The sequence below is a fragment of the Enterobacter cloacae complex sp. P47BA genome (assembly GCF_014930485.1).
GTDB lineage: Bacteria > Pseudomonadota > Gammaproteobacteria > Enterobacterales > Enterobacteriaceae > Enterobacter > Enterobacter bugandensis.
On the sequence record NZ_JADBRF010000007.1, the window covers coordinates 151511 to 177518 of the forward strand.

Below are 26008 nucleotides of genomic sequence, written 5' to 3' on the forward strand. Positions count from 1 at the left end.
TCATGAAAAGTCTCAAACCTGCTTTACTTGCCGTTTGCCTCTCATGTGGCCTTGCCGCGAGCGCGTTTGCTGCGGACGGGGTGAAAACCCGTCCTTTTAACGCCATGCCGGCGGATTTTATTAAGGGGGCGGACATTTCGACGCTGCTGGAAGCGGAACAGCATGGTGCCAAATTTTATAACCAGAGCGGCCAGCAGCAGGACGCGATTGCGATCCTCAAAGCGAACGGCGTGAACACCGTGCGCCTGCGCTTGTGGGTAGACCCGCAGGATGCGAGCGGCAATACCTACGGCGGCGGCAGTAATAATCTCGAAAATACGATTGCGCTGGCGAAGCGCGTGAAAGCGCAGGGCATGAAGCTGCTGCTCGATTTCCACTACAGCGATTTCTGGACCGACCCGGGCAAACAGTTCAAGCCAAAAGCCTGGGAGAAGATGGACTACCCGCAGCTGAAAACGGCGATCCATGACTACACTCGCGACACCATTGCCCGCTTTAAGAAAGAGGGCGTGCTGCCCGACATGGTGCAGATAGGTAACGAAATCAACGGCGGAATGTTGTGGCCAGAGGGAAAAAGTTGGGGGCAGGGTGGCGGCGAATTTGATCGCTTAGCCGGTCTACTTAACGCCGCCATTGGCGGGATGAAAGAGAACCTGACCGGCGGCGAGCAGGTGAAAATCATGCTGCATCTGGCCGAAGGCACCAAAAATGACACCTTCCGCTGGTGGTTTGATGAAATTACGAAGCGGAACGTGCCGTTCGATATCATCGGCCTGTCGATGTATACCTACTGGAACGGCCCGATTAGCGCGCTGAAGTCCAATATGGATGACATCAGCAGGCGCTACAACAAAGACGTGATTGTGGTGGAAGCGGCCTATGGCTATACGCTGGAGAACTGCGATAACGCCGAGAACAGCTTCCAGGCGAAAGAAGAAAAGGACGGCGGCTATCCCGGCACCGTTCAGGGTCAGTACGATTATATTCACGATTTAATGCAGTCCGTTATTGATGTGCCTGACCGTCGCGGCAAGGGCATCTTTTATTGGGAACCGACCTGGATAGCCGTTCCGGGCACCACGTGGGCCACCAAAACCGGCATGAAATATATCCATGACGAGTGGAAAGAGGGTAACGCCCGCGAGAATCAGGCGTTATTTGATTGCCAGGGGAAAGTGCTGCCGTCAATAACGGTATTTAACTAGTTTTTATCTCCATTCAGGACGTTTTAAATATGAATAAATTTGCGCCTTTAAGTCCAAAGGTCGCGGCGTTATTGCATGGCGCCGACTACAACCCGGAGCAATGGGAGAATTACCCCGGTATTATTGAAAAAGATATTGCCATGATGCAGCAGGCGAAATGTAATGTCATGTCGGTGGGGATATTTAGCTGGGCGAAACTCGAGCCGCATGAAGGAGAATATGATTTTGCCTGGCTGGACAGCATTATTGAAAAACTCTATGCGGCGGGCATTCATATATTTCTCGCTACGCCGAGCGGCGCGCGTCCGGCATGGATGTCGCAAAAATATCCGGAAGTGCTGCGCGTCGGGCGCAACCGCGTCCCCGCGCTGCACGGCGGGCGTCATAACCACTGCATGTCGTCTCCGGTCTACCGCGAAAAGACGATGAACATTAACAGCCTGCTGGCGGCGCGCTATTCGCATCATCCGGCGGTGCTGGGCTGGCATATCTCCAACGAGTACGGCGGCGAATGCCACTGTAGACTGTGTCAGGAACGCTTCCGCGACTGGCTAAAGGCGCGCTACAAAACCCTCGACGCGCTGAACCATGCGTGGTGGAGCACCTTCTGGAGCCATACCTACACCGACTGGTCGCAGATTGAGTCCCCCGCGCCGCAGGGGGAAGTGTCGATTCACGGCCTGAATCTTGACTGGCGCCGCTTCAATACCGCGCAGGTCACCGATTTTTGCCGGCATGAGGTGGCGCCGCTGAAGGCCGCCAATGCCGAACTGCCGGTGACGACCAACTTTATGGAGTATTTCTACGATTACGACTACTGGCAGCTGGCGAAAGCGATCGACTTCATCTCCTGGGACAGCTACCCGATGTGGCACAGGGAGAAAGACGAAACGCAGCTGGCCTGCTATACCGCCATGTACCACGACATGATGCGCAGCCTGAAGGGCGGTAAACCCTTTGTGCTGATGGAGTCCACGCCGAGCACCACTAACTGGCAGCCGACCAGCAAGCTGAAAAAACCGGGGATGCACATTCTCTCGTCGATTCAGGCGGTGGCGCACGGGGCGGATTCGGTGCAGTACTTCCAGTGGCGTAAGAGCCGCGGGTCGGTGGAGAAATTCCACGGGGCGGTTATCGATCACGTGGGGCATCTTGATACCCGCGTCGGGCGCGAAGTGACGCGTCTGGGGGAGATGCTGGCGCGTCTGCCTGATGTGGTGGGGTGCCGCACCGACGCGCGCGTGGCCATTATCTTTGACCAGCAAAACCGCTGGGCGCTGGACGATGCCGAAGGCCCGCGCAACATGGGGATGGAGTACGAAAAAACCGTCAACGAACACTATCGTCCGTTCTGGGAAAAGGGCATCGCGGTTGACGTCATCGACGCTGACGGCGATCTGAGCCGCTACGCGCTGGTGATTGCCCCCATGCTCTACATGGTGCGCGAAGGTTTCGCCGAGCGGGCAGAAGCCTTTGTGGCCGCGGGCGGGCATCTGGTGACGACCTACTGGAGCGGGGTAGTGGATGAGACCGACCTCTGCCACCTCGGCGGTTTCCCGGGCCCGCTGCGCAAGCTCCTCGGCATTTGGGCGGAAGAGATTGACTGCCTGGGTGACGGAGAGCGAAACCTGGTTCAGGGGCTGGCGGGCAATGCGGCGGGCCTGCAGGGGCCGTATCAGGTCAGGCATCTGTGCGAGCTGATCCACACCGAATCCGCACAGGCGCTGGCAACCTACCGGGATGATTTCTACGCCGGTCGCCCCGCGGTGACGGTCAACCGCTTCGGCAAAGGCAAGGCGTGGCACGTGGCCTCGCGCAACGACCTGCCGTTCCAGCGCGATTTCTTCGCCGGAATTATTGACGAGCTGGCGCTGCCGCGCGCGGTCGAGGGGGAGTTCCCACCGGGCGTGGTCGCGACGGCGCGTACGGATGGCGAAACCGCCTGGGTGTTTGTGCAGAACTACACGGCCCAGCAGCAGCTCATCACGCTGCCGCAGGGTTATACCGACTGCATGAACGATGCCGCCGCTGCGGGCGATATCGTGCTGCTCCCCTGGGACTGCCGGGTGCTCAGGCGTAAAGCGTAGTTGATTTTCTCCCTCTCCCTGTGGGAGAGGGTTGGGGTGAGGGCATCAGACCGCACCGTCCCGGCAACAAGGCACAAAACGCCTGCTCTACGAGCGGGCATTTTTTTATCTGAATAACAGAGAGGCGTATTATGGACAGTCAAATTACCCAGCGTTTAATTCCGGCATTTGGCGGCGACGATAATATCGAGCACGTCGAAGCCTGTATTACCCGCCTGCGCGTGACGGTAAAAGATTTAAATAAGGTCGATTCACAGGCGTTACAGAATGAAGGGGCGCTGGGGGTGATTATTATCGGTCAGCAGGTGCACGCTATATTCGGCAGGCAGTCTGATACATTACGGAAATTATTAGACGAACATTTTAATCAGTAAATATAAAAAAGGGATAGCCAACGTAATGGCTATCCCTGAGCAGAGATATAGGCTGCAAATAGCTGGAGATACAATAATGATTAACGCTTTTTAAAAATGAAAACTTACCACCAGGCTTCGACCTGTACCCCAAAGTTCCAGGTATTATTCGCGGTACCATCTTCGAAGGATTGCCCTTTTTCGGAATCATTCAGGTAAGAGGCAAAGACGCGGAGTTCAGGACGCGACATAAAATCAGGTCCATCTGCCAGCCCCAGCGCGATGGTGTACTTCTCGCCGCTCTGCTTGTACTTAGAGCCGTCGGTGTAGGTATCTTGCTGGTAGAATCCGCCCACTTCGCCAATCAAACGCACGTATTCGGTGAACTGGTACTGCGCGCGGCCCACCAGCGACACCAGGCGGGATTTGTCCGTGTACTGCGTGGTGTCGTCCGCCGAGCCCCAGGTCAACACGTGGTTGAAGGAGAATTTGTCGGTAATCGGAATTAAGCCGGTGTTAATCACGCGGTAGCCGGTGGCGTCGTTGACGTAGTTCCACATGTCGTACCAGCCGCCACCCTGAGACACCATGTTCTGGGCCAGACCTTTATTGGCGTACTGCAGCACCAGCTTGTTAAAGCCGCCAAACATATCCTGGCTGATCTCACCGGTGACCATCACGCCGTTATCGGCTTCGTACAGCCCGCCGTACTCTTTCTGCTTGTTGGTCGGGTTTGGCATGGCGTAATCAATGCCCACTTCCGTCCACGCGCCCGCCCACGGCTTCCAGCCCGCATAGCGAAGGTCGATGTAGTTGATGTTAACGTCGCTGTCGCCATCCACACGGTAGTCCACGTTGTTGGCATCGCCGCGGATCCACGCAACGGAGACTGCGCCCGGGCCAAGCGTGTAGTTCTCGATACCCGCACCGGAGCCGGAAATATTCCAGTATTTGGTATCAATGATGTGCAGGTCATGGCGCTGGTAGTAGCGCTTACCGCCCCAAATCACCGCATTGGGATCCCCGGGGATCAGCCCCTTGATCTGCAGGTTAAGCTGGCGCAGGCCGAACTGGGCATCGTCATCTAAGGTGGTTTCATTGTCGTTGGAGCCGTCTGAGACCATGCTCACCATGCTGTCGAGATAGAAACTGACGTCGTTTTTTTTGTACACCTCGGAGCCCAGCTCCAGTTCGCCGTAGGTATCGGCCTCGTTACCCAGACGGCCAATTTTGTTCTTTTGCCACTCCTCCATCCCACCATCCCGTGAGACGCCCACGCCGGAGCGAAGATATCCATGAAAATCAATCGGTACTGAAGACGCTGCAAACAGCGAAGAAGATGCCAGTGCGGCAGCCAACGCAACAGATACAGAGCGGATCGTCGTGTTCATTGTAACCCTCTTATTGTTTTGTAATACGTTCACAAATCCGCTGTCATAAAATGCCTAAACCCGTTAACTGGCAATTACGCGATCCTAAATGTGTGATTAACAGCAAATAAAATAGACAATTTTGTGACGAGTAATGAGATTGGATACAAATTATGGCATTGTGAGCGTCGTACTTTTTTATGGCGTTATGCCCACGGCGAGAGGGTGGTGAGCGTTTTTTTTCAGCACCCCTGTTACAATCAGCGCATAACAACATAAGGAACCGGACCATGAAGTCGAAAAGCGCAACGTTAGAGGACGTGGCACGCCATGCGGGCGTCTCCTATCAGACCGTGTCCAGGGTACTGAATAAATCTGCCAATGTATCCGACGCCACGCGCAGCAAGGTGGAGAAATCCATAGAGTTATTGCGGTATGTACCCAACCGACTGGCTCAGCAACTGGTGGGCAAGCAGAGCCAGACCGTTGGGCTGGTGACGATTTCGCTGGCGCTGCACGCGCCTTCGCAGATTGCGGCGGCGGTGAAACGCTATGCCAATGTGGAAGGCTACCAGGTTCTGATCTCCATGATTGATGAGAACGTCAACCACAGTATTCAGGATTCTATCAACGAGCTGAAATCCCAGCTGGTGAGCAAGGTGATCATCAACGTGCCGCTGGAGGCTGAAGCGGCGCAGAAAATCGCCACCGACAACGACGATATCGTCTGCCTGTTTCTTGATGTAGACCCGTACAGTTCAGTGTTTAACGTTTCGTTTAACCCGGCGGATGGCACCCGCGCCAGCGTCAAATATCTTTACGAACTGGGGCATCGGGATATTGCCCTGCTGGCGGGTCCGGCATCCTCCGTATCGGCACAGCTGAGGCTAAAAAGCTGGCTCGAAACCCTCAAGGGTTACGGCCTGGAGCCTGCGGCGGTGATCCGCGGAAACTGGGACGCTCAGAGCGGTTACGCCGGTGCCTTGCAGATGCTGCGTGAAGCGGGGCAATTTACCGCCGTGCTGGTGGCTAACGACCAGATGGCGCTCGGCGTGCTGAGCGCGTTCCATCAGCAGCAGATTTCAATTCCGGGCGAAAAGTCGGTGATTGGCTACGATGACACCTATGAAAGCGCGTTCTTCTACCCGGCGCTGACGACGGTATCTCTGGATTTAGATCTGCAGGGTAAAGAGGCGGTACGCCGCATACTGGACAGCGGTGAAGATAATGCCCAGCGTATGTCCTCGATTTTACCTGCCCGTCTGGTGGTGCGGCAGTCCACCGGGCCAAAAGGGGAGAAGGGGAAAAACCTGCAGGCGCTTGCCCAGCAGCTGCGTGAGATCGCGCATCAGCTCGGCGATGGTTAGCTGAGTGAGCACCTCATTCGAATGAATGAGGTGCTCACAGGATCACTCCAGCCCCAACGTGTACTGGGCGATTTTGAAGTAGATAATCAGCCCTGTTCCGTCGATAAGCGTCGCGATAAACGGTGCGGAGACGACCGCCGGGTCAATGCCGCAGCGCTTGAGCACCATCGGGATCACTGACGACACAATCGCACTCCAGAGCGTAATGCATACCAGCGTCAGGCTGACGATAAGCGTGATTTCCAGCCCAATCCCCATCATCCAGGCGCGGATACATCCGGCGATACCGAGCGTGGCGGCAATCATCAGCGAGGTGGTCATCTCTTTACGCAGCACGCGGCCAACGTCGCGCAGACGCACTTCCCCCAGCGCCATGGCGCGCACCAGCGTGGAGGTGATCTGCGTCCCGCTGTTGCCGCCTGTGCCGATCAGCAGTGGAATAAAGAACGCCAGTGCGATGGCGGACTCCAGCGCCTCTTCAAAATGCTGGATCACCGAGCTGGTGTAGGCTTCCGCGACAAACAGCAGCAGCAGCCATACGGAGCGTTTCTTCCACAGGCTTAAGGCGCTGGTTTCCAGATAGGGCTTCTCCAGCGGCAGCGTCGCCCCCTGAAGCTGGGCGTCTTCGGTGACGTCATCTTCCAGCAGATGGGCGATTTCGCGCTCGGTCAGGCAGCCGACGAGCTTGCCGTGGGTCACCACCGGCACGACGTCCGCCTCGCCGTGGGCCAGAAGTCCGGCGACATCGGCTCGTTCATCTTCCGGTTTGACCTGCAAAAACTGTGAAATCATCAGGCTTTTAATTGGCTGCACGGTATCCGTGACCTGCAATAATTTGCGTACCGCAATCATGCCCGCCAGGCGTCCATGGTCTTTAATAAAAATATGCGACGGAATATCATCGTCTTTTAATTTTTCGAAGAATTGCTCGCGCGCCAGCGCCACGCATAATGAAACGTCGAGGACAATAAAATCGGTATTCATATATTGCGCGACCGCGCTGTCATTGAATGCCAGGTTGTGGTTGTGAATAGCGTAAGACATAGTGAATTCCCTTTGAATAATAAAATCTCTCAGGGGCGAGCAAGACAGGGCATGTCGGAAAGGAGATCCCCACGTCCTGGGTTCAGCACTGTACACCGTATCCCGCAAGGGAAGTTATACTGACAAAGCCTTGATTCGACAGTGCCTGTTTTACCCTGTGCCGGTTCTCTCGAACCCACCAGAGCGATAACGTGTATTTGTACAGGAGCTTCGCCATAACGAGATCGTTGTAAAGCGTGAGGAATAATACGCCTGTTTAAATTTATCGCTCAGGAAATTAAATAATGTTTAAGAAAGGTTTAGGTAAATCTTATTGATAAAATGTTGAGGGTTTATTTAAGGTTATTCCTTTTAAATGGAGGATTAATTAACGGGGGAAGGAAAATGGCGTGGTTTGATAATCTGCTGAATCATTTTGCGCTTTATCCGGCACATCTGTTCGCGCTGTTATTCGTAATGGCGCTGAGCAAGTCCACGGTGCTGATCTCCTCCGTGCTGCCGCCCGCCTCGGTGATGCTGCTGGCGGGCATCGGCGTCAGCCAGGGGAGCATGCACTTGGCGCTGGCGTGGCTCGCCGTGGTGCTGGGGGCAACGGCGGGATCGGTGCTGAACTACCATATCGGCCAGCTGATGGGGCACACCCGGCTTGTCGCGCGCTTTACGGCGAAGCATGCCGCTACGTTTTTACGGGTTCAGCATCAGCTGCAAAAAAACGGTGTCATCGTACTGTTTACGTCGCGCTTTCTGGCGGTGTTGCGTTATGTCGTGCCGCTGGCGGCAGGGATGCTCAGGCTGAACGCCGTCAAAGTTTACGCCGTCAGCCTGCTTTCCGCCTGTGCATGGGCGGCGCTGTATGTCGGCGCGGTCACCGGCATCAGCGCCTTTTGAGTTACAGACTCCCCATTCCGCCGTCCACCAGCAGCTCCGTTCCTACCGTGTAGCTCGACTCGTCGGACGCCAGATAGAGCGCGGCTTTTGCCAGCTCCGTCGTCGAGCCCATTCTGCCGAGCGGCACCAGCTTGATGATCTCCGCCATCATCGCGTTAAGCGTCTCTTCGCTTAAGCCCGTCTTCGTAAATGCCGGCGTTTCCACCGGACCGGGGCTCAACCCGTTGACGCGGATCCCGCGCGGCAGCAGCTCCGCCGACAGCGTACGCGCCAGCGACAGGAGGGCGGCCTTGCTCGCGGCATACACGCTGCTGGTGGGCAGGCCGATGCGTGCGCTCACGGAGCCGCAGAGGATCACCGACGACGGGTTATTCAGCAGCGGCAGCAGCGCCTGAATTAAAAAGAACGGTCCCTTCAGGTTGATGCCCATCAGGCGGTCCCACGCATCCTCCTGCCAGGCTTCCAGCGGCGCGTGCGTCACGTCGCCAGCGTTGAGAAACACCGCGTCCAGGCGTGGCCAGCGAGCGGCGAGAGTTTCCGCCAGCGCTTTTTGCGACGCGATATCGCCTGCGTCGGTTGGGATCACCCAGGCCTTATCGCCCAGAATGCGCTCTGCTTCGGCGAGGGTGTCCGGGTTGCGTCCGGTCACGGCGACGCGCGCCCCTTCGGCGATAAACGCCTGCGCGGTGGCAAGACCAATGCCGCTGGTACCGCCGGTAATCAGCGTATATTTATCGGTTAAACGACCCATGTTCTTCTCCTGAAATGTCACTGGAGAAAGCACTATAGAAACGTTAGTATCGAAAGGAAACCAGGTACCAAATGGATACTAACGAGGCAAGAGGTGTGCTATGGCAGAAATGCTGGAGGTGTGCTGCGAAAAAAAATCTGAGGCGTATACCTGCCCGATGACGCAGTTTGTCAACCTGATATCCGGTAAGTGGGCGATCCCCATTCTCTATCGCCTGATTGTGTTCAACACGCCCGTACGCTTTGGCGATCTGCTGCGTGCCGCTGCCCCCATCACGCAGAAAGAGCTGACGAAGCAGCTCCGCCTGTTTGAGCAGCGCGGGCTGGTGACGCGGACGGTCTACCCGGAGATCCCCCCGCGCGTGGAGTATCAAATTACCGAGCTGGGGTTAACCCTGCAGGACGCACTTTCGCCGCTGGCCGCCTGGATGAGCGAGTACGGCGACCAGCTGAAGCGTTAGGCCAGCGTTTCTGGAGTGGGGGCGGTGATGTAGCGTAAGAACCGGCCCCGTTGAGGGCTGGTATCGTTACCGCATTTTATTAATGCATAGAGCAAAAGGCGACTGCACGTTGCCGATTAGCCACGCGTTTTTCAACGGGCTGAGCCGCAGTTGTCTGCTGGCCCCTTTCGGAGCATATAAAAAGCTTTTTTTGAATATTTCATCCATTGCACTGTCTTTGATGTTCTTTATATAGGCAAAACTGTGCAAGGTAATTTCATCGGGAGAGAGTGCGTTCCAGGCAAACGCAATGCTGCGGGAAATTGTCTGCTTCTCTCCTGGAGTGTTGATCGTGCCCGACAGCGTTGCTCTGCCCGTATTATTTTTGAATAGGCGAAAATTAACTTCAACGACAGACGCAAAGTCCGGTTCCCGGTGGTCATACTGGATTAAGGCAGAGCAGTTAACCCTTATGCCAGGAGAGGTCTGGTGGTGATAAAGAACCGCACCGCAGCCAGCGAAGAATATGACTGTCAGGGCGGCTATAAAAGCGTATTTAAATCTCATCATTACTTTCATGCCCGGACCAGTAGAAGTTGAGGCACGAGAGATAGTTATTTTCATCAGAAGTGCAGCTGCTGATGAACGCTCGTCCTTTTTTTCCAAAAATATAAGACTCTGAAGCCTGATAAAGAAAAGAGGTGCCGCTCAGGCATAGCATGTTTTCTTTCGCGGCAAGTTCAAGGAAAAGCTTCTTTTTCTTTTCAGAAAGGGCCACTGAGTTTTTTTGCACGGTATAGACAGGGCAACTTTGATAGTTAAACAAGAAATAGCGCGGAATATCTTCTCTGTTGGTCACAACGGACTGCGAGAGCAGATAGCCACAAGCGGTTAATAAAACGCCCATAGCGGCGATCGACAAGATGAAGATCAAATAGTTTAGGGAGGAATAACGCGCGAAGTTGCTTACCTTGTCTGCAAATCCGGATTCACTCTTCCCGGCGTTGTCTTGCTTTTCCGAAGAGAGCACGGGTATTTGTGCGGCTGCCTTGCTCGTCTCACTCAGTTGAAACTGTACATCAATATCTGCATTAAACATAAACCCTACTCGGGGTATGGTTACAATGCATTCTCGCCTCATTCCTAACAGTGTTAAGTGCTTTCTTAACTCAGATATATATTTATTCAGCGTATGGCCTGAAGAGCGAAGGCCGTTTGCATCCCAAACGCACTCCAGCAGTTTGTCCCGGGTCAGCGTGTGACCTCGCATTTCCAGCAGCAGCGTGAGGAGGCGCTTCATGGTCAGGGTCAGGACGATAGCTGAACTCTCGTCTTCGTAAGACCACAAACACCCATCCTCCGGGCGAAATCGTACCGTCGAATCAATCCAGAAAACCATTCCAGCGTCCTGTTTGCCCGTTAAGGGTGGTTAAAAAAATGCTTTATCTGTTTATAAAATCGTCAAATGCAAGATTGCGGCAGTTTAGCACAATCTGAATATGCCCCCTTCTACCAGAGTTAATTTTTGTAAAAAACCGTTTTAATGGATTATTTATTTGTAAATGAATCAACTGACGATACATGTGGCTTTATGGCATCTGGCGTTGTTAGGCTAGGTCGCAGAAGTGATTGAACGCGAGGCACTAGCGGGACTGGTGGGATGCGTTAGCCCCATCCAGCAAAGGAATATCGACATTATCAATGTGGCTTCGTATTTATTGATTCAAACCGTGGCAACCGATCTAAAGAGGAGGGGGAAAAACCTTGTTAATAAACTGTGGGATGTGGAGCTGTTATGCATGTTAATAGCCGACGTTAGTATAAAACAATCTTCTTTTTTTGAGATGAATAAAGGAGATAGAACTTCATGATTATAACTGGAGGTTTAACTGGAATGAATTTAATCAAAAGCCGCTTATTGGTATAATATTCTGAATTTTTGTTTTTAAGTGGTGTTATGTGCTGGTTCGTGCTTTTTATTTTCGCATTTAGACTTATGGTTTACATAAATTGATGTTTTGATTCTCCCGGATCTATATTAGCCGCATAGAATCTAAAGGTTTTATTAAAACGGAATGAACACTGTAATTTTCCAGCGGTTTAGTGGAGGTGCAGCACAATGAAACGATTAGGTTATTTACTGGGGAGCGATTCTGAAGGGGTGTTCTTCATGAAAGAGCAGTCCCTGTTGATACCTTTAAACATTGTTTCAAAACCCGTTCGTTTGAGAAGGACGATGTTTCATTTGCTGGATTTTATCCTGGAGAAAGCAAATACGGGTCTCATACCTGATGACGAGATCATGCGCAATGTCTGGGAGGGGTATGGCCTTAAAGCATCCACTCCACGTTTATGGCAAGTCATGAACGAATTAAAGAAAAAACTGACGAATCTGGGGGTTGAACCAAATTTTATCACCCGCGTAGAAGGTAAAGGCTATATTGCAAATCGTGCAATTATGGAACCTGTTTACATCAGGGCATCCTTTATCTGGCAAAGCAGTATGGTGAGTGATAATAAAAAATCGTTATTACTGAAATCTTCAATAAATTAGCGTCTTCTGCATGAAGTTATCACCCTTGCGGTTAATCGTACAAGGTGAGGGGTTAGCATGCCTGGCTGATGCGAAGGCGAATATTTCAAGAGTGTGAATGATGAAAAAATACAATTTCGGATTTATTAAGATCTATATTTTAACCCTGGTTATCATCGGCCTGATGACAGGCTGGTGTTTTGTAAACTTCAAAAAACCGACGTTCGTGATTGTTGATACCGACAGGGTGCTTGCGTCCTCCTCACTGAGTGAACAGGAACAGGCGCGAATGAATGCGGTACTCGATTCGGTGCGTAATTCTGAGCAGGAGGCTGAAAGCCTCTACGCCACGCTGTCGGCTGACGAAGCCAAAGAGACAAAAATGGTCGATCAGCAGATTTTGCGTCAGGTCATTGAAAAAAACCGTCAGCTGGCCCGGCAGGCGACGATGCTTGAAATTAACAAGGCTGTTAAAAACGTTATCACTGCCAGGGGTTATCCGTTGGCGGTAGACAGTTCGCTGGTGCTAACCAACGATCAAAGCCTGGATATTACCGATCAGGTTATTGCGGCGTTAACTGTTACCGAAGTCAATTTTGGACCATTGCCTGAAATTAAAGTCACTCGCTCTGAGGAGGAGTAATTCCTGCTACTGATGAACAGGGCCGCGCCAACCCGTTGTTGGCGTGTTTCAGGGTATTTAACGCGGAGTATAACGAACGTAATAAAGTTAATTATTTTGCCACCAATATTAGCGGTATTCGGTCTGACAGCACTGTTGTATGAGCGATGCAATGCCTGGCATTACGCATCTGCACGCATGTGTTGTGAGTTTGTATTTATCTGTACTAACGCATGGCAGGGATATTTCTCTGCCCTCAGGGATTTTTTTAATCGAGAATAAGCTATGAATAAAATATATAGACTCGTCTGGGATAGTTCTCGTCAAATGTTAATACCGGTTAGTGAACTTTCTCCCTCTCATGGTAAAAGCAGCGTTGTGGGTGCCGTTAAGGAAAAAGGGCACGCTGTATTCCGTCTTAAGAAATTATATATTGTACTGGCTGCATTGCAGGGGCTGCTGTTTGTGCCTCAGGCTCAGGCATTTGTGCAATCCGGAGGAGCATATTGCACAAATGGCACTCAAGATAATGGGGGGACTACAGTAACTGCTGGAAATTGTGTACTCTCAAATACAGCCGATGGAAATGCGAGCATCGCTATTGGTACCGGTGCACGCTCTTCAAATTTATCTGTAGCACTTGGATTAAATGCTCTGGCCGGTAACACGCGTACAATTGCATTTGGTGATAATGCGCAAGCTCTGGGACAAGAGTCTGTTGCCATCGGATATAATTCTACAGCCAGAGGTACCAAGAGCGTTGTAATTGGAGCGGGTGCTTCAAGCGTATTAACGGATGCGGGTGTTTCTATTGGCTACCATAACCAACTTTTAAATACCGTATCCTCAACGGCAGATAATTACAATTCAAATATGCTCGCAGTAGGTAATGAAAATACCATTGATGCCCCGGGCAGGAGCATGACGTTTGGCTCATGGAATAAAATTAGCGACTCTTCTTTACATGGTGGGCCTACAGACGGCGGTAGCCTTGTGATGGGGTTCCAGAATACTGTTACAAATTCGCATAACGCCTACGTTTTTTCTGGTCAGGGGGTAGTGAATAATTCCGCCAAGAGTGTTGTGATAGGTCAACACGCAACGGTTGAAAATTCAGACAGCGCAATTGTTATCGGCGGCGGGACTTTCGATGTAGCAACGCAAAAAGCGAACTCCAGTAAGGTATCCAACTCCGCGAAAGGTATTGCTGTTGGCGAACTGAGTGAGCTTACGAATGCCAGCGGCGGTATTATCCTCGGTAATAATGGCGCAGTTACGGCGTCTAACGGATTGATCCTCGGAAACAGCGGTAGCGTCTCAGCTGCCAGTGGAGTACTGCTCGGGAATAACGGCAAAGTAACCGCTACCAACGGTCTGGCGCTGGGCAACAATACCAGTGTAGGTAATGCCAATTCCGTGGCTTTAGGAGCCGGGTCTGTAACGAGTGCTGCAAATAAAACCGCCAGCGTCACGCTGGGCGGTAAGAGCTATTCTTTTGCGGGGACGAACCCCGACAGTACGGTGAGCATTGGTACAGCCGGAACCAGTGGAAGCGGTGAAATAAAGAGAACGCTGACCAATCTCGCTGCCGGTCAATTGACTGCAGCGAGTACTGACGGTGTAAACGGCTCACAGCTTTACGCCACCAACACGGCGCTCAACACCCTGTATGGTGACGTTAACGCCCTGGCTGACGACGCCCTGCTCTGGGATGCCAGTAAAAATGCCTACAGCGCTACGCATGGTACTGCGACCACAAATAAAATAACCAATGTGGCTGCAGGGGCGCTTAACAGTTCCAGTACCGATGCAGTGAATGGGTCCCAGCTGTTCACAACAAATCAGAACGTGGCGACGAATACGACTAATATCACAAAAAATACCCAGGCGATCTCCACGCTCGCAGATACGCCGTTAACATTCAAAGGTAATACCGGTTCGGTGGCAAAAAAACTGGGCGATACGGTGAACATTGTTGGCGGTGCGTCAACGGCGGGGTCATTCTCTGCCGCAAATATCAGTACGACCGTTGATAACCAGACGGGTAATCTGATTATACAGATGGCAGATAATCCGGTCTTTACCTCCGCAACGATCGGCGGAACTGCAGGTAATACCAAGCTGGACAATACGGGTCTGACTATTACCAACGGGCCGACTGTCACAACGTCTGGAATTAGCGCTGGCAGTAAGAAGATTACTAACGTTGCCGCTGCCGCACTGAACAGTAATAGTACTGAAGGGGTCAATGGTTCCCAGCTTTATGCGACGAATCAAAATGTAGCAACTAATACGTCCAACATTACTAACCTGGGTAACAAAGTAACGAATATTTTCGAGACGGGAACGAAGTATTTCCATGCTAAATCTAATGGCACTGACTCAAGCGCCTTAGGTGATGATTCCGTTGCCATTGGCATGGGCGCCGTTGCTAACAACGATAATGATATTGCGTTGGGAGCCGGCTCAAAGACGGCAAAGGCTGCTAAAACGGAAAAAACAACTCTGGCGGGGACTGAGTACTATTTTGCCGGTATAGATCCGAAAAGCACGCTCAGTATTGGCGATCTGGACAGCGAACGCACCATTACTAATGTGGCTGCCGGACGTCTGTCTGATAAAAGTACTGACGCTGTGAATGGCTCCCAGCTGCACGCCACTAATTCAGCGGTGAATACGCTGTACAACAATGTAAGCGGCCTACAGGACGATGCGTTGCTGTGGGATCCGACCCTGAATGCGTACAGCGCCAGCCACGGCACTACTGCGGTCAACAAGATCACCAACGTCATGGCCGGCGACCTGACGGATAGCAGTACGGATGCGGTCAATGGTTCTCAGCTCAAGGCCACAAATGACCAGGTCACAACGAACACCAACAATATCACGCAAAATGCGCAGGATATTGCCAATGTTGATAACAGAGTGACGAATGTCTACGAGACGGGAACGAAGTATTTCCATGCTAATTCTAATGGCACTGACTCAAGTGCCTTAGGTGATGATTCCGTTGCCATCGGTATGGGCGCCGTTGCTAACTACGATAATGATATTGCATTGGGAGCCGGCTCAAAGACGGCGAAGGCTGCTAAAACGGAAAAAACAACTCTGGCGGGGACTGAGTACTATTTTGCCGGTATAGATCCGAAAAGCACGCTCAGTATTGGCGATCTGGACAGCGAACGCACCATTACTAATGTGGCTGCCGGACGTCTGTCTGATAAAAGTACTGATGCCGTGAATGGCTCCCAGCTGCACGCCACTAATTCAGCGGTGAATACGCTGTACAACAATGTAAGCGGCCTACAGAACGATGCGCTGCTGTGGGACCCGACCCTGAATGCGTACAGCGCCAGCCACGGCACTACTGCGGTCAACAAGATCACCAACGTCATGGCCGGTGACCTGACGGATAGCAGTACGGATGCGGTCAATGGTTCTCAGCTCAAGGCCACAAATGACCAGGTCACAACGAACACTAACAATATCACGCAAAATGCGCAGGATATTGCCAATGTTGATAACAGAGTGACGAATATTTACGACACGGGTACGAAGTACTTCCATGCTAACTCGACCGGGAAAGATTCCAGCGCCATAGGTGATGACTCCGTTGCCATCGGTATGGGCGCCGTTGCTAACTACGATAATGATATTGCGTTGGGAGCCGGCTCAAAGACGGCGAAGGCTGCTAAAACGGAAAAAACAACTCTGGCGGGGACTGAGTACTATTTTGCCGGTATAGATCCGAAAAGCACGCTCAGTATTGGCGATCTGGGCAGCGAACGCACCATCACCAACGTCGCTGCTGGACGTCTGTCAGCCCTCAGCACTGATGCCGTGAACGGTTCGCAGCTTTTTGCAACGAACAGCGCAATTGAGAACATTTATGGTGATGTCCAGGGTCTGCAAAACGATGCGTTGTTGTGGGATCCCGCACTTAATGCGTTTAGCGCCAGCCACGGCGGCACGGTGATCAATAAGATCACTAACGTGGCTGAAGGCGAATTGTCTGCAACCAGTACCGATGCCGTTAATGGCTCCCAGCTTTATGCGACCAATGTCAAGGTGGAAAATATTGATAACCGTCTGATTGATGTAGAGGACGTTGTCTACGGCAGTATTGTACCGACGATGCGCTACCTGAAAGTGAACTCTACGGGAACAGAAGCGATGGCGACCGGCGCTGATGCCGTGGCGTTGGGACAAGGAACCCTGGCATCGGGTGATAATTCAGTGGCGACGGGTAATGGCGCCCACGCAACGGGAAGTGGGGCGATTGCTAATGGCCACAACGCGAATGCTGCAGGTGAAGGAAGCGTGGCGATAGGTGAAAACGCCAGCGTGACGGCCAACAACTCCGTCGCCCTCGGTGCGGGATCCGTTGCCGATCGTGAAAATACTGTTTCTGTAGGTGCTAAAGATAATGAACGTCAGATTACCAATGTCGCCGCAGGTACCGAAGATACCGACGCGGTAAACGTTGCGCAGCTGAAAGAAGTCAGTGGCGATGTCTCCAACATCGGCAACACGGTGAATAATATTTCCAACGGAACGGAAGGGATGTTCCAGGTGAATAATACCGATAACTATGCCAAGCCAGTGGTTAAAGGGAATAACGCCGTCGCAGGGGGGGCGGGCTCGAAAGCGTCGGGAAGCAATAGCATGGCAATCGGTACGCTCGCATCTTCGACGGCGGAAAATAGCGTTGCACTGGGTAACGGTTCTTCCGCTACGGCCACCAACTCAGTGGCCCTGGGCGCAAACTCGGTTGCCGATCGCATGAATACGGTATCCGTAGGGGTTGCCGGGGGGGAACGTCAAATCACGAACGTTGCCGCTGGTACTGAACTGACGGATGCCGTAAACGTAGGCCAGCTTAAGCAGACGGAAGCGAATGCTAACCAGTATACGAACAACCAGTTCAAAGCCTTAAAAAATATGGTGAACGACCAGAAGGATAAATTAAGCGCGGGTATTGCAGGCGCGATGGCGATGTCTGGTCTGCCTCAGCCTTATTCTCCTGGCGCCAGCATGGTCGGTATGGCGGGGGGTACCTATCAGGGGCAGTCTGCCATTGCCTTAGGTGTTTCCACGATTTCTGATAACGGCAAATGGGTAACAAAATTGTCTGGCTCGACAAATAGTCAGGGTGATTTTGGCGCGGCTATCGGCGTAGGCTATCAGTGGTAATTATATTTCCCCGCCTCCGGGCGGGGAGTATAAAAATTAAAGGACACAAAATGAAACTGCACATTAATAAACTGGCCATTGCCTTTTCAATGGCGCTGGTCGGCTGTACTCACTCTATCAGCGATGTGGATAAAGCAGGAAAAACGGCTTCACCTATTTTCCCGGATTTAAACCAGGCGGTAGTCGGAGAGGGGAGTTACGTTACGCTGGAGAATATTTCCAGAATAAAACCCGGCATGACCAAGCATAATTTATATGAAATGATTGGCGTTCCACATTTCAATGAGGGTGTATTAGGCGTAAAAGAATGGGATTACATTGTCCATATTCCCAACGCTGAAGGCGAAGAAATGACATGCCAATATAAGGTTCTATTTGATTCCCATATGAAAATTGGCAGCACTTGGTTTAAACCAGAAAATTGCCTAACGTTAGCAGGCAAAAAAACAAAAGGCGATACTTATAATAAAGATATCTCAGCGGAAGCCTTGTTCGCCTTCGCAGAGAGCAGATTAAGCCCGCAGGGTGTGCGTACAATTCGCCAGGTTGCGAAAGAGATTCAACAAACGAGTAACAAGCCTCAGAGTATCAAGGTCACTGGCCATACGGACAGAATTGGTTCGCAGGAGAAAAATTACCTGCTTTCAATGGCCCGTGCGCAGGCAGTAAAAGAAATTCTTATCGAACAAGGCATTTCTCCTTCTGCGATCGCGGTTGAAGGTATGGGATCGATGATGCCACGCGTGATGTGTCCAGGGCCTGTATCACCAGCCGTGATCGCCTGCCTGGCAGAAAATCGTCGAATTACAATAGAAGTAAAATAAGGAATAGCATATGAGCGCAAAAATGGCCTTGATTTCATCACAATTACTGTTAAATCCTGCGCACGCCGTCGCTGAGCAGGATTACAGACCGTTCAATACGATCAGCATGCCGGCCTATACGGTAATTAATGATGCACTCAAGAGCGCCTTTCCGCTGGTTAATGGAAAAGAGAATAAGCCATTGATGCGCCTCATATGCGATCTTGCCCGCGGTGTAAAACGTCAGGATGAGATCAATTTCATCCTGACGAAAAATAATGTCAATATCTCTTCCATTCCCGCTTCGGGGAACCCGCTTTCGCTGCTGGTGAATAGGGACAGTAAACATCAGCAAAAAGCTTGTGCATCGTGGCTTGCGATCTCCCTGCACAATAAAATGAACCTGGATGCATATAAGATAAAAAAGACGCAAGACGCAGATAATAATAAGAGCAAAACGTGGTCATTCTGGCCACTGATGAATCAAAGCAATAAACAGGAACCATCCGAGACTATCGAATGGGATAAAGCACGTTTCAACGAACTGGCCATCGATCAAATGGCCGTGGCGAAATCCACGGCCCAGTTTTATTCGCTAATAGCCAATGATTTGCAACAGAAATCTGAATATTCTTTTTCTGAGCTTAAACAAGATCTTGATACGTCGATTGCTAGCTACGCCGCCCAATATTTAAATGCGATTAAAATTAATGCTGAAACACTTCGGTCTGCTGGTATTGAAGTGAGTGAACTCTCAAGCGCAGGGTACAAAATAACTGATAATCAAGGGACTTCCCTTTCAAAAGAAGGTGATGATTTTCTTCTGGCTTATCAGCAAATCCCATGGCTTGGGAACGGGAAAATCATGGGTAAAGATTATTACATAACCGTTAATCTGGCTGCTGACGCAAAAGTGACTACGATACCCGCTGATTGATTATGTTTCATTCCATACAGGAAGTGTTATGAACCGTTCAATACTCATAGCCATACATTGCAAAAATCCCTATTTTACGCATGGGTTGAAATGCTTAATTGAGGAGCGCATCGCACCGCAATTAAGCCGCGATGGCCTGAAGATTGCCGTGGCCGAGAACCCTGCATTGTTAACGAAGCACCATGGGGTCTCGCGAATTATCAACCTTATTGATGTGCGTTACAATGGGGTAAATGAATTTATTACACCCCGCAGTGTCACCAGGGAGTCAGTAATATTCTCAATCATTCGTGATATTGTCAGGATTCAGGTTAGAGGCAAAGTTTACCTAATCAAAAATACCTTAAATTGTTTTCTGAAGGCAATCTATAATGTGTTAACCAATAAGGTAATAGCTTCAGATCACATTACTTCGTTTGCAAGTTTGTGCTTAACATTTACAGAGCGATACATCATGAATGCGATCATCGCGGGAAGGAGTATTCATGATATTGCACGAAGTCTGAATATGTGTGTGAAAACCGTCTACACCTACAAATATAGAGCCTTCACCAAGTGCGGAATCAAGACGCTGGCTGATGTTTTCATTGTTAAGAACACGATATTAAATACTGACAGTAAGCTGTAAATATTTTCTCTAACAGGGAGAGCGATCCGATGTACGATGAAGAAAAAAACATTGAGTTAACGGTTTCTGGAATAGACAGGGATGTGCTTTACGCCCTAAGTGCCATATCCAGAACCTTAGGCAAGACCAAGAATGAAGTTATTCTGGGATTGATAAATAAGGAGTTTCTCAATCCGATTACCACCTACGCAAAAAACAGTTTGCTCGTAAAGGCTATGGATAAGGATCTGTGTGAAAGGTTTGGCTGTACGTTAATGAGTGCCGATACCGTAAATGAACATGCGATTATCTCTGACCGATTTTACAAGGAAATTTTAGATTTGAAGACCGAGAGAGATGTTGATCTCCTCTTCAAAAAGAATATCTCTCTTATCGAGTTCAGGGCTAACCAGGTATGTAGTCGAAGAGCTTACACCCATCTGCCTGAAGGGATTTCACTTATCTTTGCACTGTTTATTGAGGTTGCCGTTTCCACGCCAGAGGTCATTAACCAGATTTGGGAAAATATTTTCAAACCGACTGACGTGGAAGGATATTTTCACAGCGATCTGCAGGAGATTGAGATGAAGATCGCATCCGTTTAAAGCCTGATGAGTAAGCCATCATCGCCGCCGGCGCTGACCTACAAGGCACGTCAACCTACCCGCTTTCAAAGGATTTCTGAGTCGACCGTTTGTACCCCCGCAGTAAGCGGGGTTATCCGGGACGGGGTACATGACCAACCTCATACTGGTGCTGCTGGAGTCGAAAGGGCTTAAGGCTCCAGTATATTTTTACCACATTGAGTGCGAAGCCTTATAGTTGATGAAATCAGTTTCACCCGAGAAATAGGGGAGAGGACCAAATTCAATTTTACTCTCTTTTAATTCATTAATGACCAGGTCGGTAATATCAATATCATCAGAACCTGACAAAATCAGAGAGCCATATCTGACAAGGCGTAATCCATGTATATTACCGAGCGCCTCGGCTGTCTCAATGGCCTGGTTGATAATCCTGGTTTTCGCCGTCCGCCTGGCCGTCTTCAACAGCTTATGAAGCCTTATCGCATTAGATTCCAGAGCCGCTATACGTGCTTCTTCCTCCAGATTTTCGTACCGTTTCAAGGCATTTATCTCTTCTTGCTTTACGACTTCTATTACTGATTCTATCCACGCCTTCTCCTGCTGCCTAAGCTCTGGCAAACTCATAACCTTCGCCAGATCAAAATAAGCAACGTTCTGCTCCGCCTGGCTCTTGCCGCAGCCAGAAAAAAGAGAGAGCAGTAGTACCATAGTTGTTGCGTAAAAACAGTATGATTTATTTATCATCTTTATTCCCTGTTTGTGGTCGGTCATATTAAATAAAAGCCTATGACTTCCTGAGTGTTATTTTCATGGTAAGTCTGAAGGCCCTGGTATATTACTTTTATGCTGAATTAAATTTCAAAAAACCTGTTTCATAAAAACAATTGACCAGCAGGGTTGAGGGAGGCAGTACGACGTTCTGAAAGAATGAAGTTTATGCATGTTAAGGTCTGAATAGCCTTGCATTTCACGCCCGGTAAGTTGGTGAAAGGGAATTTATTAATGAAGCGTTTTATTCTTATTATTCCTGTCTGCTGATGTTTTATATCACTCATACCGTTTTCGTTGCACCAGCGCACCCAACTTCGCACTTTGCGACCCCCATCCGCGCATTCTGTCACAAACCTGTCACACTCATTACGATGATTAAAAAAGCGAGGAATGAGGGATGAAAAAAGCACTACTGGCGATCGCCGTGGCAAGCGGTATCGCGCTCAGCTCCGGGGTACAGGCGCAGACCGCGCCGAAAGGCTATCAGCTGGAGCAGGTGTTAATCATGAGCCGTCACAACCTGCGCGCACCGCTCGCTAACAACGGCAGCGTGCTGGAGCAGTCCACGCCGAAGCAGTGGCCGGAGTGGGACGTGCCGGGCGGTCAGCTCACCACCAAAGGCGGCGTGCTGGAAGTCTATATGGGCCATTACATACGCGAGTGGCTGGCAGAGCAGGGGATGGTGAAGACGGGAGAGTGTCCGCCAGCGGATAGCGTTTATGCTTACGCCAACAGCCTGCAGCGTACCGTCGCCACCGCGCAGTTCTTCATTACCGGTGCGTTCCCGGGCTGCGATGTTCCCGTGCATCATCAGGAAAAAATGGGCACCATGGACCCGACCTTCAATCCGGTGATTACCGACAACTCGCCGGAATTCCGCGAAAAAGCACTGAAGGCTATGGAGTCCGAGCGGCAGAAAATGCAGCTTGGCGAAAGCTATAAGCTGCTGGAGCAGATGACAAATTACGCCGATTCCCCGTCCTGCAAAGAGAAAAAAGTCTGCTCCCTGGCAGACGCGAAAGATACCTTCAGCGCCGACTATGAAAAAGAGCCTGGCGTATCCGGGCCGCTTAAGGTGGGTAACTCGCTGGTGGACGCGTTCACGCTGCAGTATTACGAAGGTTTCCCGGCCGACCAGGTGGCCTGGGGTGAAATCAAGACCGACCAGCAGTGGCGCGTGCTGTCGAAGCTGAAGAACGGCTATCAGGACTCGCTGTTTACCTCCACCGAGGTGGCGCAAAACGTGGCGAAGCCGCTGGTGAAATATATCGATAAAACGCTGGTCACCGAACAGGCGAAAGCGCCTAAGATTACTCTGCTGGTAGGGCACGATTCGAACATCGCTTCACTGCTCACCGCGCTGGATTTCAAACCGTATCAGCTGCACGATCAGCAGGAACGGACCCCGATTGGCGGCAAGATTGTCTTCCAGCGCTGGCACGACAAAAACAGCAATCAGGAGCTGATGAAAATTGAGTATGTCTACCAGAGCGCGGAGCAGCTGCGCAAAGCCAGCGTGCTGACACTGCAGTCGCCCGCGCAGCGCGTGACGCTGGAGCTGAAGGGCTGTCCGGTGGACGCGAACGGCTTCTGTCCGGTTGATAAATTCAATGCGGTGATGAATAACGCGGCGAAGTAAAAGAGAACCCCCCGCATGGCGGGGGGAAACGCTTAGACGTTTTTACGTTCAATGGTTTGCTCGCCCCAGAAGAGCGAGTCTTTGTCCGTTTTTTCGAAGGCGCGAATCAGCACTTCATCGTTGCCTTCTTCCCAAATCTGCTCGGCCAGCTTTTCGTCGTAGTTCGCGACTTCAAAGATGGCTTCGGCAATCTCCGGAGAGGTGTTGCGTAAACTTGCCCATTCGCCCACGTGGTGAGCTTTGGATTCCTGTGTTGGCATACTTTTCCTCCTGTTGGGTTAGCCGTTCAGTTTTTTAGCGAGACCCGCGACGTATTCACCCTGATAGCGGGCGATAGAGAGTTCTTCATTGCTTGGCTGACGTGAGCCATCCCCACCGGCAATGGTGGTTGCGCCGTACGGCGTCCCGCCGCGCACCTGAGAAACGTCAAACAGCTCCTGCGCGCCGTAGCCAATTGGCACAATCACCATCCCATGATGAGCAAGGGTAGTCCAGGTTGAGGTAATCGTCTGCTCCTGGCCGCCGCCGGTGCCGGTAGAGCTGAATACGCTGGCGAGTTTGCCGTACAGCGCCCCGGATGCCCAGAGCCCGCCGGTTTGATCGAGGAAGGTACGCATCTGGCCTGACATATTGCCGAAGCGGGTCGGGGTGCCGAAGATAATGGCATCATACTCCGCCAGCTCCTGCGGGGTGGCGACCGGGGCATTTTGTGTTTTTCCCCCGGCTTTGGCGAACGCTTCCGCCTGCATGGTTTCCGGTACGCGTTTTACCACAACCTCAACGCCGTCCACTCTGTTTGCACCTTCTGCTACCGCGTGAGCCATGGTTTCAATGTGTCCATACATGGAATAATAGAGCACCAGAACTTTTGCCATTTTGCATCACTCCTCGTTGGTTTTTCTGACAGCGGATCGCTGCGTTCATTTAAAGATATGACATCACGGCCAGACTGCAAAAATGAACGGCATTTCTTTGATTTATAACAACATGATTACAATAAGGTGCTGTAGCAAAATGAAACAACTTTCTGGTCGTCGAATTTTAAAATGATAAGAAAGGCTTATAGATTTCCGTCGCGTTATCTGACCCGAAAGGCGGATATCATGTTGCAGAATATTACCCGTGGCTTGCCGGATAGCCTCAGTCCACTAAGCTTAGTTTCACGCGGCACAGATAAAGGCCCTGTCCTTTAGCCGCGAGGTGAAAGAATCCTCTTTTACTGAATGCAATATGATGTCTAATGTTTCACACTCTGGAGGTTAGAGATGGCAAACCATCGTGGTGGTTCAGGTAATTTCGCTGAAGACCGTGAAAGAGCATCAGAAGCAGGTCGTAAAGGTGGCCAGTCTAGCGGGGGTAACTTCAAGAACGACCCTCAGCGCGCATCAGAGGCTGGTAAAAAAGGGGGTAAAAATAGCCACGGCAGCAATAAGTAGTACGCCGGGTTGACACCCTGCCGCCGGGTTTCCCGGCGGTTTTTTTATGTCTGCAACATTGAACTGTAACCAAAGGCAACGCACACTACAGAATTGATCTCACTTGTTGGTGTCGCATGTCCGTCTCACGCTTTAAATTCTCCATAAAACCGCAGGAAGCCATCCTTATTCTCATCACCATGTTCTGGGGCGGGACCTTTCTTGCCGTCCAGTACGCGGTGACCCTCTGCGATCCGTTCTTTTTTGTCGGCCTGCGCTTTGCGACAGCGGCGATAGCCGTGGGGCTGATCTCCCTTAAAACGCTGCGGGGTCTGACGCTGAAGGAACTCAAGGCCGGCGTGGCGATTGGGATTGCGATAGCGATGGGCTACAGCCTGCAGACGTGGGGATTGCAGACCATCTCCAGCAGCAAATCCGCTTTTATTACCGCTATGTACGTGCCGCTGGTGCCGCTGCTGCAATGGTTATGCCTCGGACGGCTACCGGGGCTGATGTCCTGCATTGGCATCGTGCTGGCGTTTATCGGCCTGATTTTATTAGCCGGGCCGGAAAATAACCTGCTGGCGCTGGGGCCGGGCGAGATCATTACCCTCGTCGGGGCCATTGCCATCGCGGCGGAAATTATTTTGATCAGCGCCTGGGCTGGGAAAGTGGACGTCAAGCGCGTGACGGTGGTGCAGCTCGCGACGGCGTCGCTGGTGGCCTTCGCGACGATGGTGCCAGCCGGGGAATCCGTGCCGCCGATGTCCACGGGGCTGGTGGTGGTCGCGCTGGGGCTTGGCATCTTCAGCGCCATTATCCAGGTGACCATGAACTGGGCGCAGCGCAGCGTATCGCCAACGCGGGCGACGGTGATCTACACCGGTGAACCGGTCTGGGCGGGCATTTTCGGGCGACTGGCCGGCGAGCGTTTACCGCTGCTGGCGCTGGTGGGCGCGGCGTTTATTGTCGCCGGGGTGCTGGTGAGCGAACTAAAGCTCAGAAAGCGGGGGCGTGAAGCGAGTCATTTGACTGCTGAAAAAGGTTTAGATTGAAAAAAAGCGCAACGTTACTTAGGATATGTACGGATTAAAACCGTACACGGTGATGTAAACCATGCCAGCACTTAAAAAACAGCGTATCGATCTTCGCTTAACGGACGAAGACAAAACAATGATTGAAGAAGCGGCGGCGATGACGAATCAAACGATCACCCAGTTTATGGTGAACAGTGCGTCAGAGCGTGCTGCAGAGGTCATCGAGCAGCACCGTCGTCTCGTGTTAAACGAAGCCTCCTGGAATGCGGTGATGGATGCCATCGACAATCCGCCAGAGCCAAATGAACGCCTCAAGCGCGCGGCAAAACGTCTTCGAAACATGGAGTGAAGCGTCTTGGC

Annotated in this window: 25 protein-coding genes and 1 riboswitch; of the genes, 17 read left to right on the top strand and 8 right to left on the bottom strand. The window is 51.4% G+C overall.

Annotation, left to right across the window (positions count from 1 at the left end):
* The first annotated feature begins 2 nt into the window (after positions 1-2).
* The 3 genes from IM299_RS09665 to IM299_RS09675 all read left to right on the top strand — a co-directional run bounded on the left by IM299_RS09665 (position 3) and on the right by IM299_RS09675 (position 3666).
* Positions 3-1205 (top strand): arabinogalactan endo-beta-1,4-galactanase, encoded by a 1203-nt coding sequence (locus IM299_RS09665; RefSeq protein ID WP_193357395.1) that lies wholly within the window; start codon positions 3-5, stop codon positions 1203-1205.
* A 29-nt stretch (positions 1206-1234) separates the two neighbouring features.
* A complete protein-coding gene (locus tag IM299_RS09670) occupies positions 1235-3292 on the top strand; it encodes a beta-galactosidase (RefSeq protein ID WP_193357396.1) in 2058 nt (685 codons plus the stop codon).
* A 131-nt stretch (positions 3293-3423) separates the two neighbouring features.
* On the top strand, positions 3424-3666 hold the full coding sequence (locus tag IM299_RS09675; protein WP_072250618.1) for a PTS transporter subunit EIIB: 243 nt from the start codon (positions 3424-3426) through the stop codon (positions 3664-3666).
* Between the two features lie 104 nt (positions 3667-3770).
* Here IM299_RS09675 and IM299_RS09680 read toward each other — a convergent pair whose 3' ends face one another.
* Positions 3771-5036: a maltoporin gene (locus tag IM299_RS09680; RefSeq protein WP_193357397.1), complete on the bottom strand. Its 1266-nt coding sequence runs from the start codon at positions 5034-5036 to the stop codon at positions 3771-3773.
* A gap of 269 nt (positions 5037-5305) precedes the next feature.
* Between IM299_RS09680 and IM299_RS09685 the strand changes: the two genes are divergently transcribed.
* Positions 5306-6382, top strand: coding sequence for a LacI family DNA-binding transcriptional regulator (locus IM299_RS09685; protein WP_193357398.1), 1077 nt, complete (start codon positions 5306-5308; stop codon positions 6380-6382).
* 42 nt (positions 6383-6424) lie between these two features.
* Here the strand turns inward: IM299_RS09685 and IM299_RS09690 are convergent, their stop codons facing one another.
* Positions 6425-7426, bottom strand: a complete 1002-nt coding sequence (locus IM299_RS09690; RefSeq protein WP_193357399.1) for a magnesium transporter — start codon at positions 7424-7426, stop codon at positions 6425-6427.
* A 60-nt stretch (positions 7427-7486) separates the two neighbouring features.
* A riboswitch (M-box (ykoK) riboswitch) is annotated at positions 7487-7656 on the bottom strand.
* 154 nt (positions 7657-7810) lie between these two features.
* Here IM299_RS09690 and IM299_RS09695 point away from each other — a divergent pair.
* On the top strand, positions 7811-8314 hold the full coding sequence (locus tag IM299_RS09695) for a DedA family protein (protein ID WP_188245800.1): 504 nt from the start codon (positions 7811-7813) through the stop codon (positions 8312-8314).
* A gap of 1 nt (position 8315) precedes the next feature.
* On the opposite strand, the gene IM299_RS09700 is transcribed toward IM299_RS09695, so the two are convergent.
* The gene (locus IM299_RS09700; protein WP_028012645.1) at positions 8316-9065 is read right to left on the bottom strand and encodes an SDR family oxidoreductase; all 750 of its coding nucleotides are present in this window, start codon (positions 9063-9065) and stop codon (positions 8316-8318) included.
* Between the two features lie 100 nt (positions 9066-9165).
* Here IM299_RS09700 and IM299_RS09705 point away from each other — a divergent pair, with 100 nt between their 5' ends.
* Positions 9166-9525 (top strand): helix-turn-helix domain-containing protein, encoded by a 360-nt coding sequence (locus IM299_RS09705; protein ID WP_193357400.1) that lies wholly within the window; start codon positions 9166-9168, stop codon positions 9523-9525.
* 66 nt (positions 9526-9591) lie between these two features.
* Here the strand turns inward: IM299_RS09705 and IM299_RS09710 are convergent, their stop codons facing one another.
* Together IM299_RS09710 and IM299_RS09715 are read right to left on the bottom strand one after the other, a co-directional pair.
* Positions 9592-10083, bottom strand: coding sequence for a hypothetical protein (locus IM299_RS09710; RefSeq protein WP_193357401.1), 492 nt, complete (start codon positions 10081-10083; stop codon positions 9592-9594).
* Positions 10061-10903 (bottom strand): helix-turn-helix domain-containing protein, encoded by an 843-nt coding sequence (locus IM299_RS09715; protein ID WP_193357402.1) that lies wholly within the window; start codon positions 10901-10903, stop codon positions 10061-10063. The genes IM299_RS09710 and IM299_RS09715 overlap by 23 nt, the downstream gene beginning before the upstream one ends.
* 720 nt (positions 10904-11623) lie before the next feature.
* Here IM299_RS09715 and IM299_RS09720 point away from each other — a divergent pair.
* The 7 genes from IM299_RS09720 to IM299_RS09750 all read left to right on the top strand — a co-directional run bounded on the left by IM299_RS09720 (position 11624) and on the right by IM299_RS09750 (position 20804).
* Positions 11624-12058 (top strand): winged helix-turn-helix domain-containing protein, encoded by a 435-nt coding sequence (locus IM299_RS09720; RefSeq protein WP_193357403.1) that lies wholly within the window; start codon positions 11624-11626, stop codon positions 12056-12058.
* Positions 12059-12155: 97 nt separating this feature from the next.
* Positions 12156-12680 (top strand): OmpH family outer membrane protein, encoded by a 525-nt coding sequence (locus IM299_RS09725; RefSeq protein ID WP_193357404.1) that lies wholly within the window; start codon positions 12156-12158, stop codon positions 12678-12680.
* A 264-nt stretch (positions 12681-12944) separates the two neighbouring features.
* Positions 12945-17852: a YadA-like family protein gene (locus IM299_RS09730; protein ID WP_193357405.1), complete on the top strand. Its 4908-nt coding sequence runs from the start codon at positions 12945-12947 to the stop codon at positions 17850-17852.
* A 50-nt stretch (positions 17853-17902) separates the two neighbouring features.
* The gene (locus IM299_RS09735; protein ID WP_193357406.1) at positions 17903-18676 is read left to right on the top strand and encodes an OmpA family protein; all 774 of its coding nucleotides are present in this window, start codon (positions 17903-17905) and stop codon (positions 18674-18676) included.
* 10 nt (positions 18677-18686) lie between these two features.
* Positions 18687-19592, top strand: coding sequence for a hypothetical protein (locus IM299_RS09740; RefSeq protein ID WP_193357407.1), 906 nt, complete (start codon positions 18687-18689; stop codon positions 19590-19592).
* A 28-nt stretch (positions 19593-19620) separates the two neighbouring features.
* Positions 19621-20220: a LuxR C-terminal-related transcriptional regulator gene (locus IM299_RS09745; RefSeq protein WP_193357408.1), complete on the top strand. Its 600-nt coding sequence runs from the start codon at positions 19621-19623 to the stop codon at positions 20218-20220.
* A 29-nt stretch (positions 20221-20249) separates the two neighbouring features.
* A complete protein-coding gene (locus IM299_RS09750) occupies positions 20250-20804 on the top strand; it encodes a hypothetical protein (RefSeq protein WP_135346065.1) in 555 nt (184 codons plus the stop codon).
* Positions 20805-20993: 189 nt separating this feature from the next.
* Here the strand turns inward: IM299_RS09750 and IM299_RS09755 are convergent, their stop codons facing one another.
* The gene (locus IM299_RS09755) at positions 20994-21530 is read right to left on the bottom strand and encodes a hypothetical protein (protein ID WP_193357409.1); all 537 of its coding nucleotides are present in this window, start codon (positions 21528-21530) and stop codon (positions 20994-20996) included.
* Positions 21531-21954: 424 nt separating this feature from the next.
* Here IM299_RS09755 and agp point away from each other — a divergent pair, with 424 nt between their 5' ends.
* Positions 21955-23196 (top strand): bifunctional glucose-1-phosphatase/inositol phosphatase, encoded by a 1242-nt coding sequence (gene agp, locus IM299_RS09760; RefSeq protein ID WP_193357410.1) that lies wholly within the window; start codon positions 21955-21957, stop codon positions 23194-23196.
* A gap of 32 nt (positions 23197-23228) precedes the next feature.
* On the opposite strand, the gene IM299_RS09765 is transcribed toward agp, so the two are convergent.
* Complete coding sequence (locus tag IM299_RS09765; protein WP_028012649.1) at positions 23229-23456, bottom strand: YccJ family protein; 228 nt, start codon at positions 23454-23456, stop codon at positions 23229-23231.
* A gap of 18 nt (positions 23457-23474) precedes the next feature.
* Complete coding sequence (wrbA, locus tag IM299_RS09770; RefSeq protein WP_041910554.1) at positions 23475-24071, bottom strand: NAD(P)H:quinone oxidoreductase; 597 nt, start codon at positions 24069-24071, stop codon at positions 23475-23477.
* Between the two features lie 390 nt (positions 24072-24461).
* Here wrbA and IM299_RS09775 point away from each other — a divergent pair, with 390 nt between their 5' ends.
* The 3 genes from IM299_RS09775 to IM299_RS09785 all read left to right on the top strand — a co-directional run bounded on the left by IM299_RS09775 (position 24462) and on the right by IM299_RS09785 (position 25997).
* Positions 24462-24632, top strand: a complete 171-nt coding sequence (locus IM299_RS09775) for a general stress protein (protein WP_001273664.1) — start codon at positions 24462-24464, stop codon at positions 24630-24632.
* 116 nt (positions 24633-24748) lie between these two features.
* Positions 24749-25666, top strand: coding sequence for a DMT family transporter (locus tag IM299_RS09780; RefSeq protein WP_193357411.1), 918 nt, complete (start codon positions 24749-24751; stop codon positions 25664-25666).
* A gap of 61 nt (positions 25667-25727) precedes the next feature.
* Positions 25728-25997, top strand: coding sequence for a DUF1778 domain-containing protein (locus IM299_RS09785; protein ID WP_008499829.1), 270 nt, complete (start codon positions 25728-25730; stop codon positions 25995-25997).
* Positions 25998-26008 lie beyond the last annotated feature (11 nt).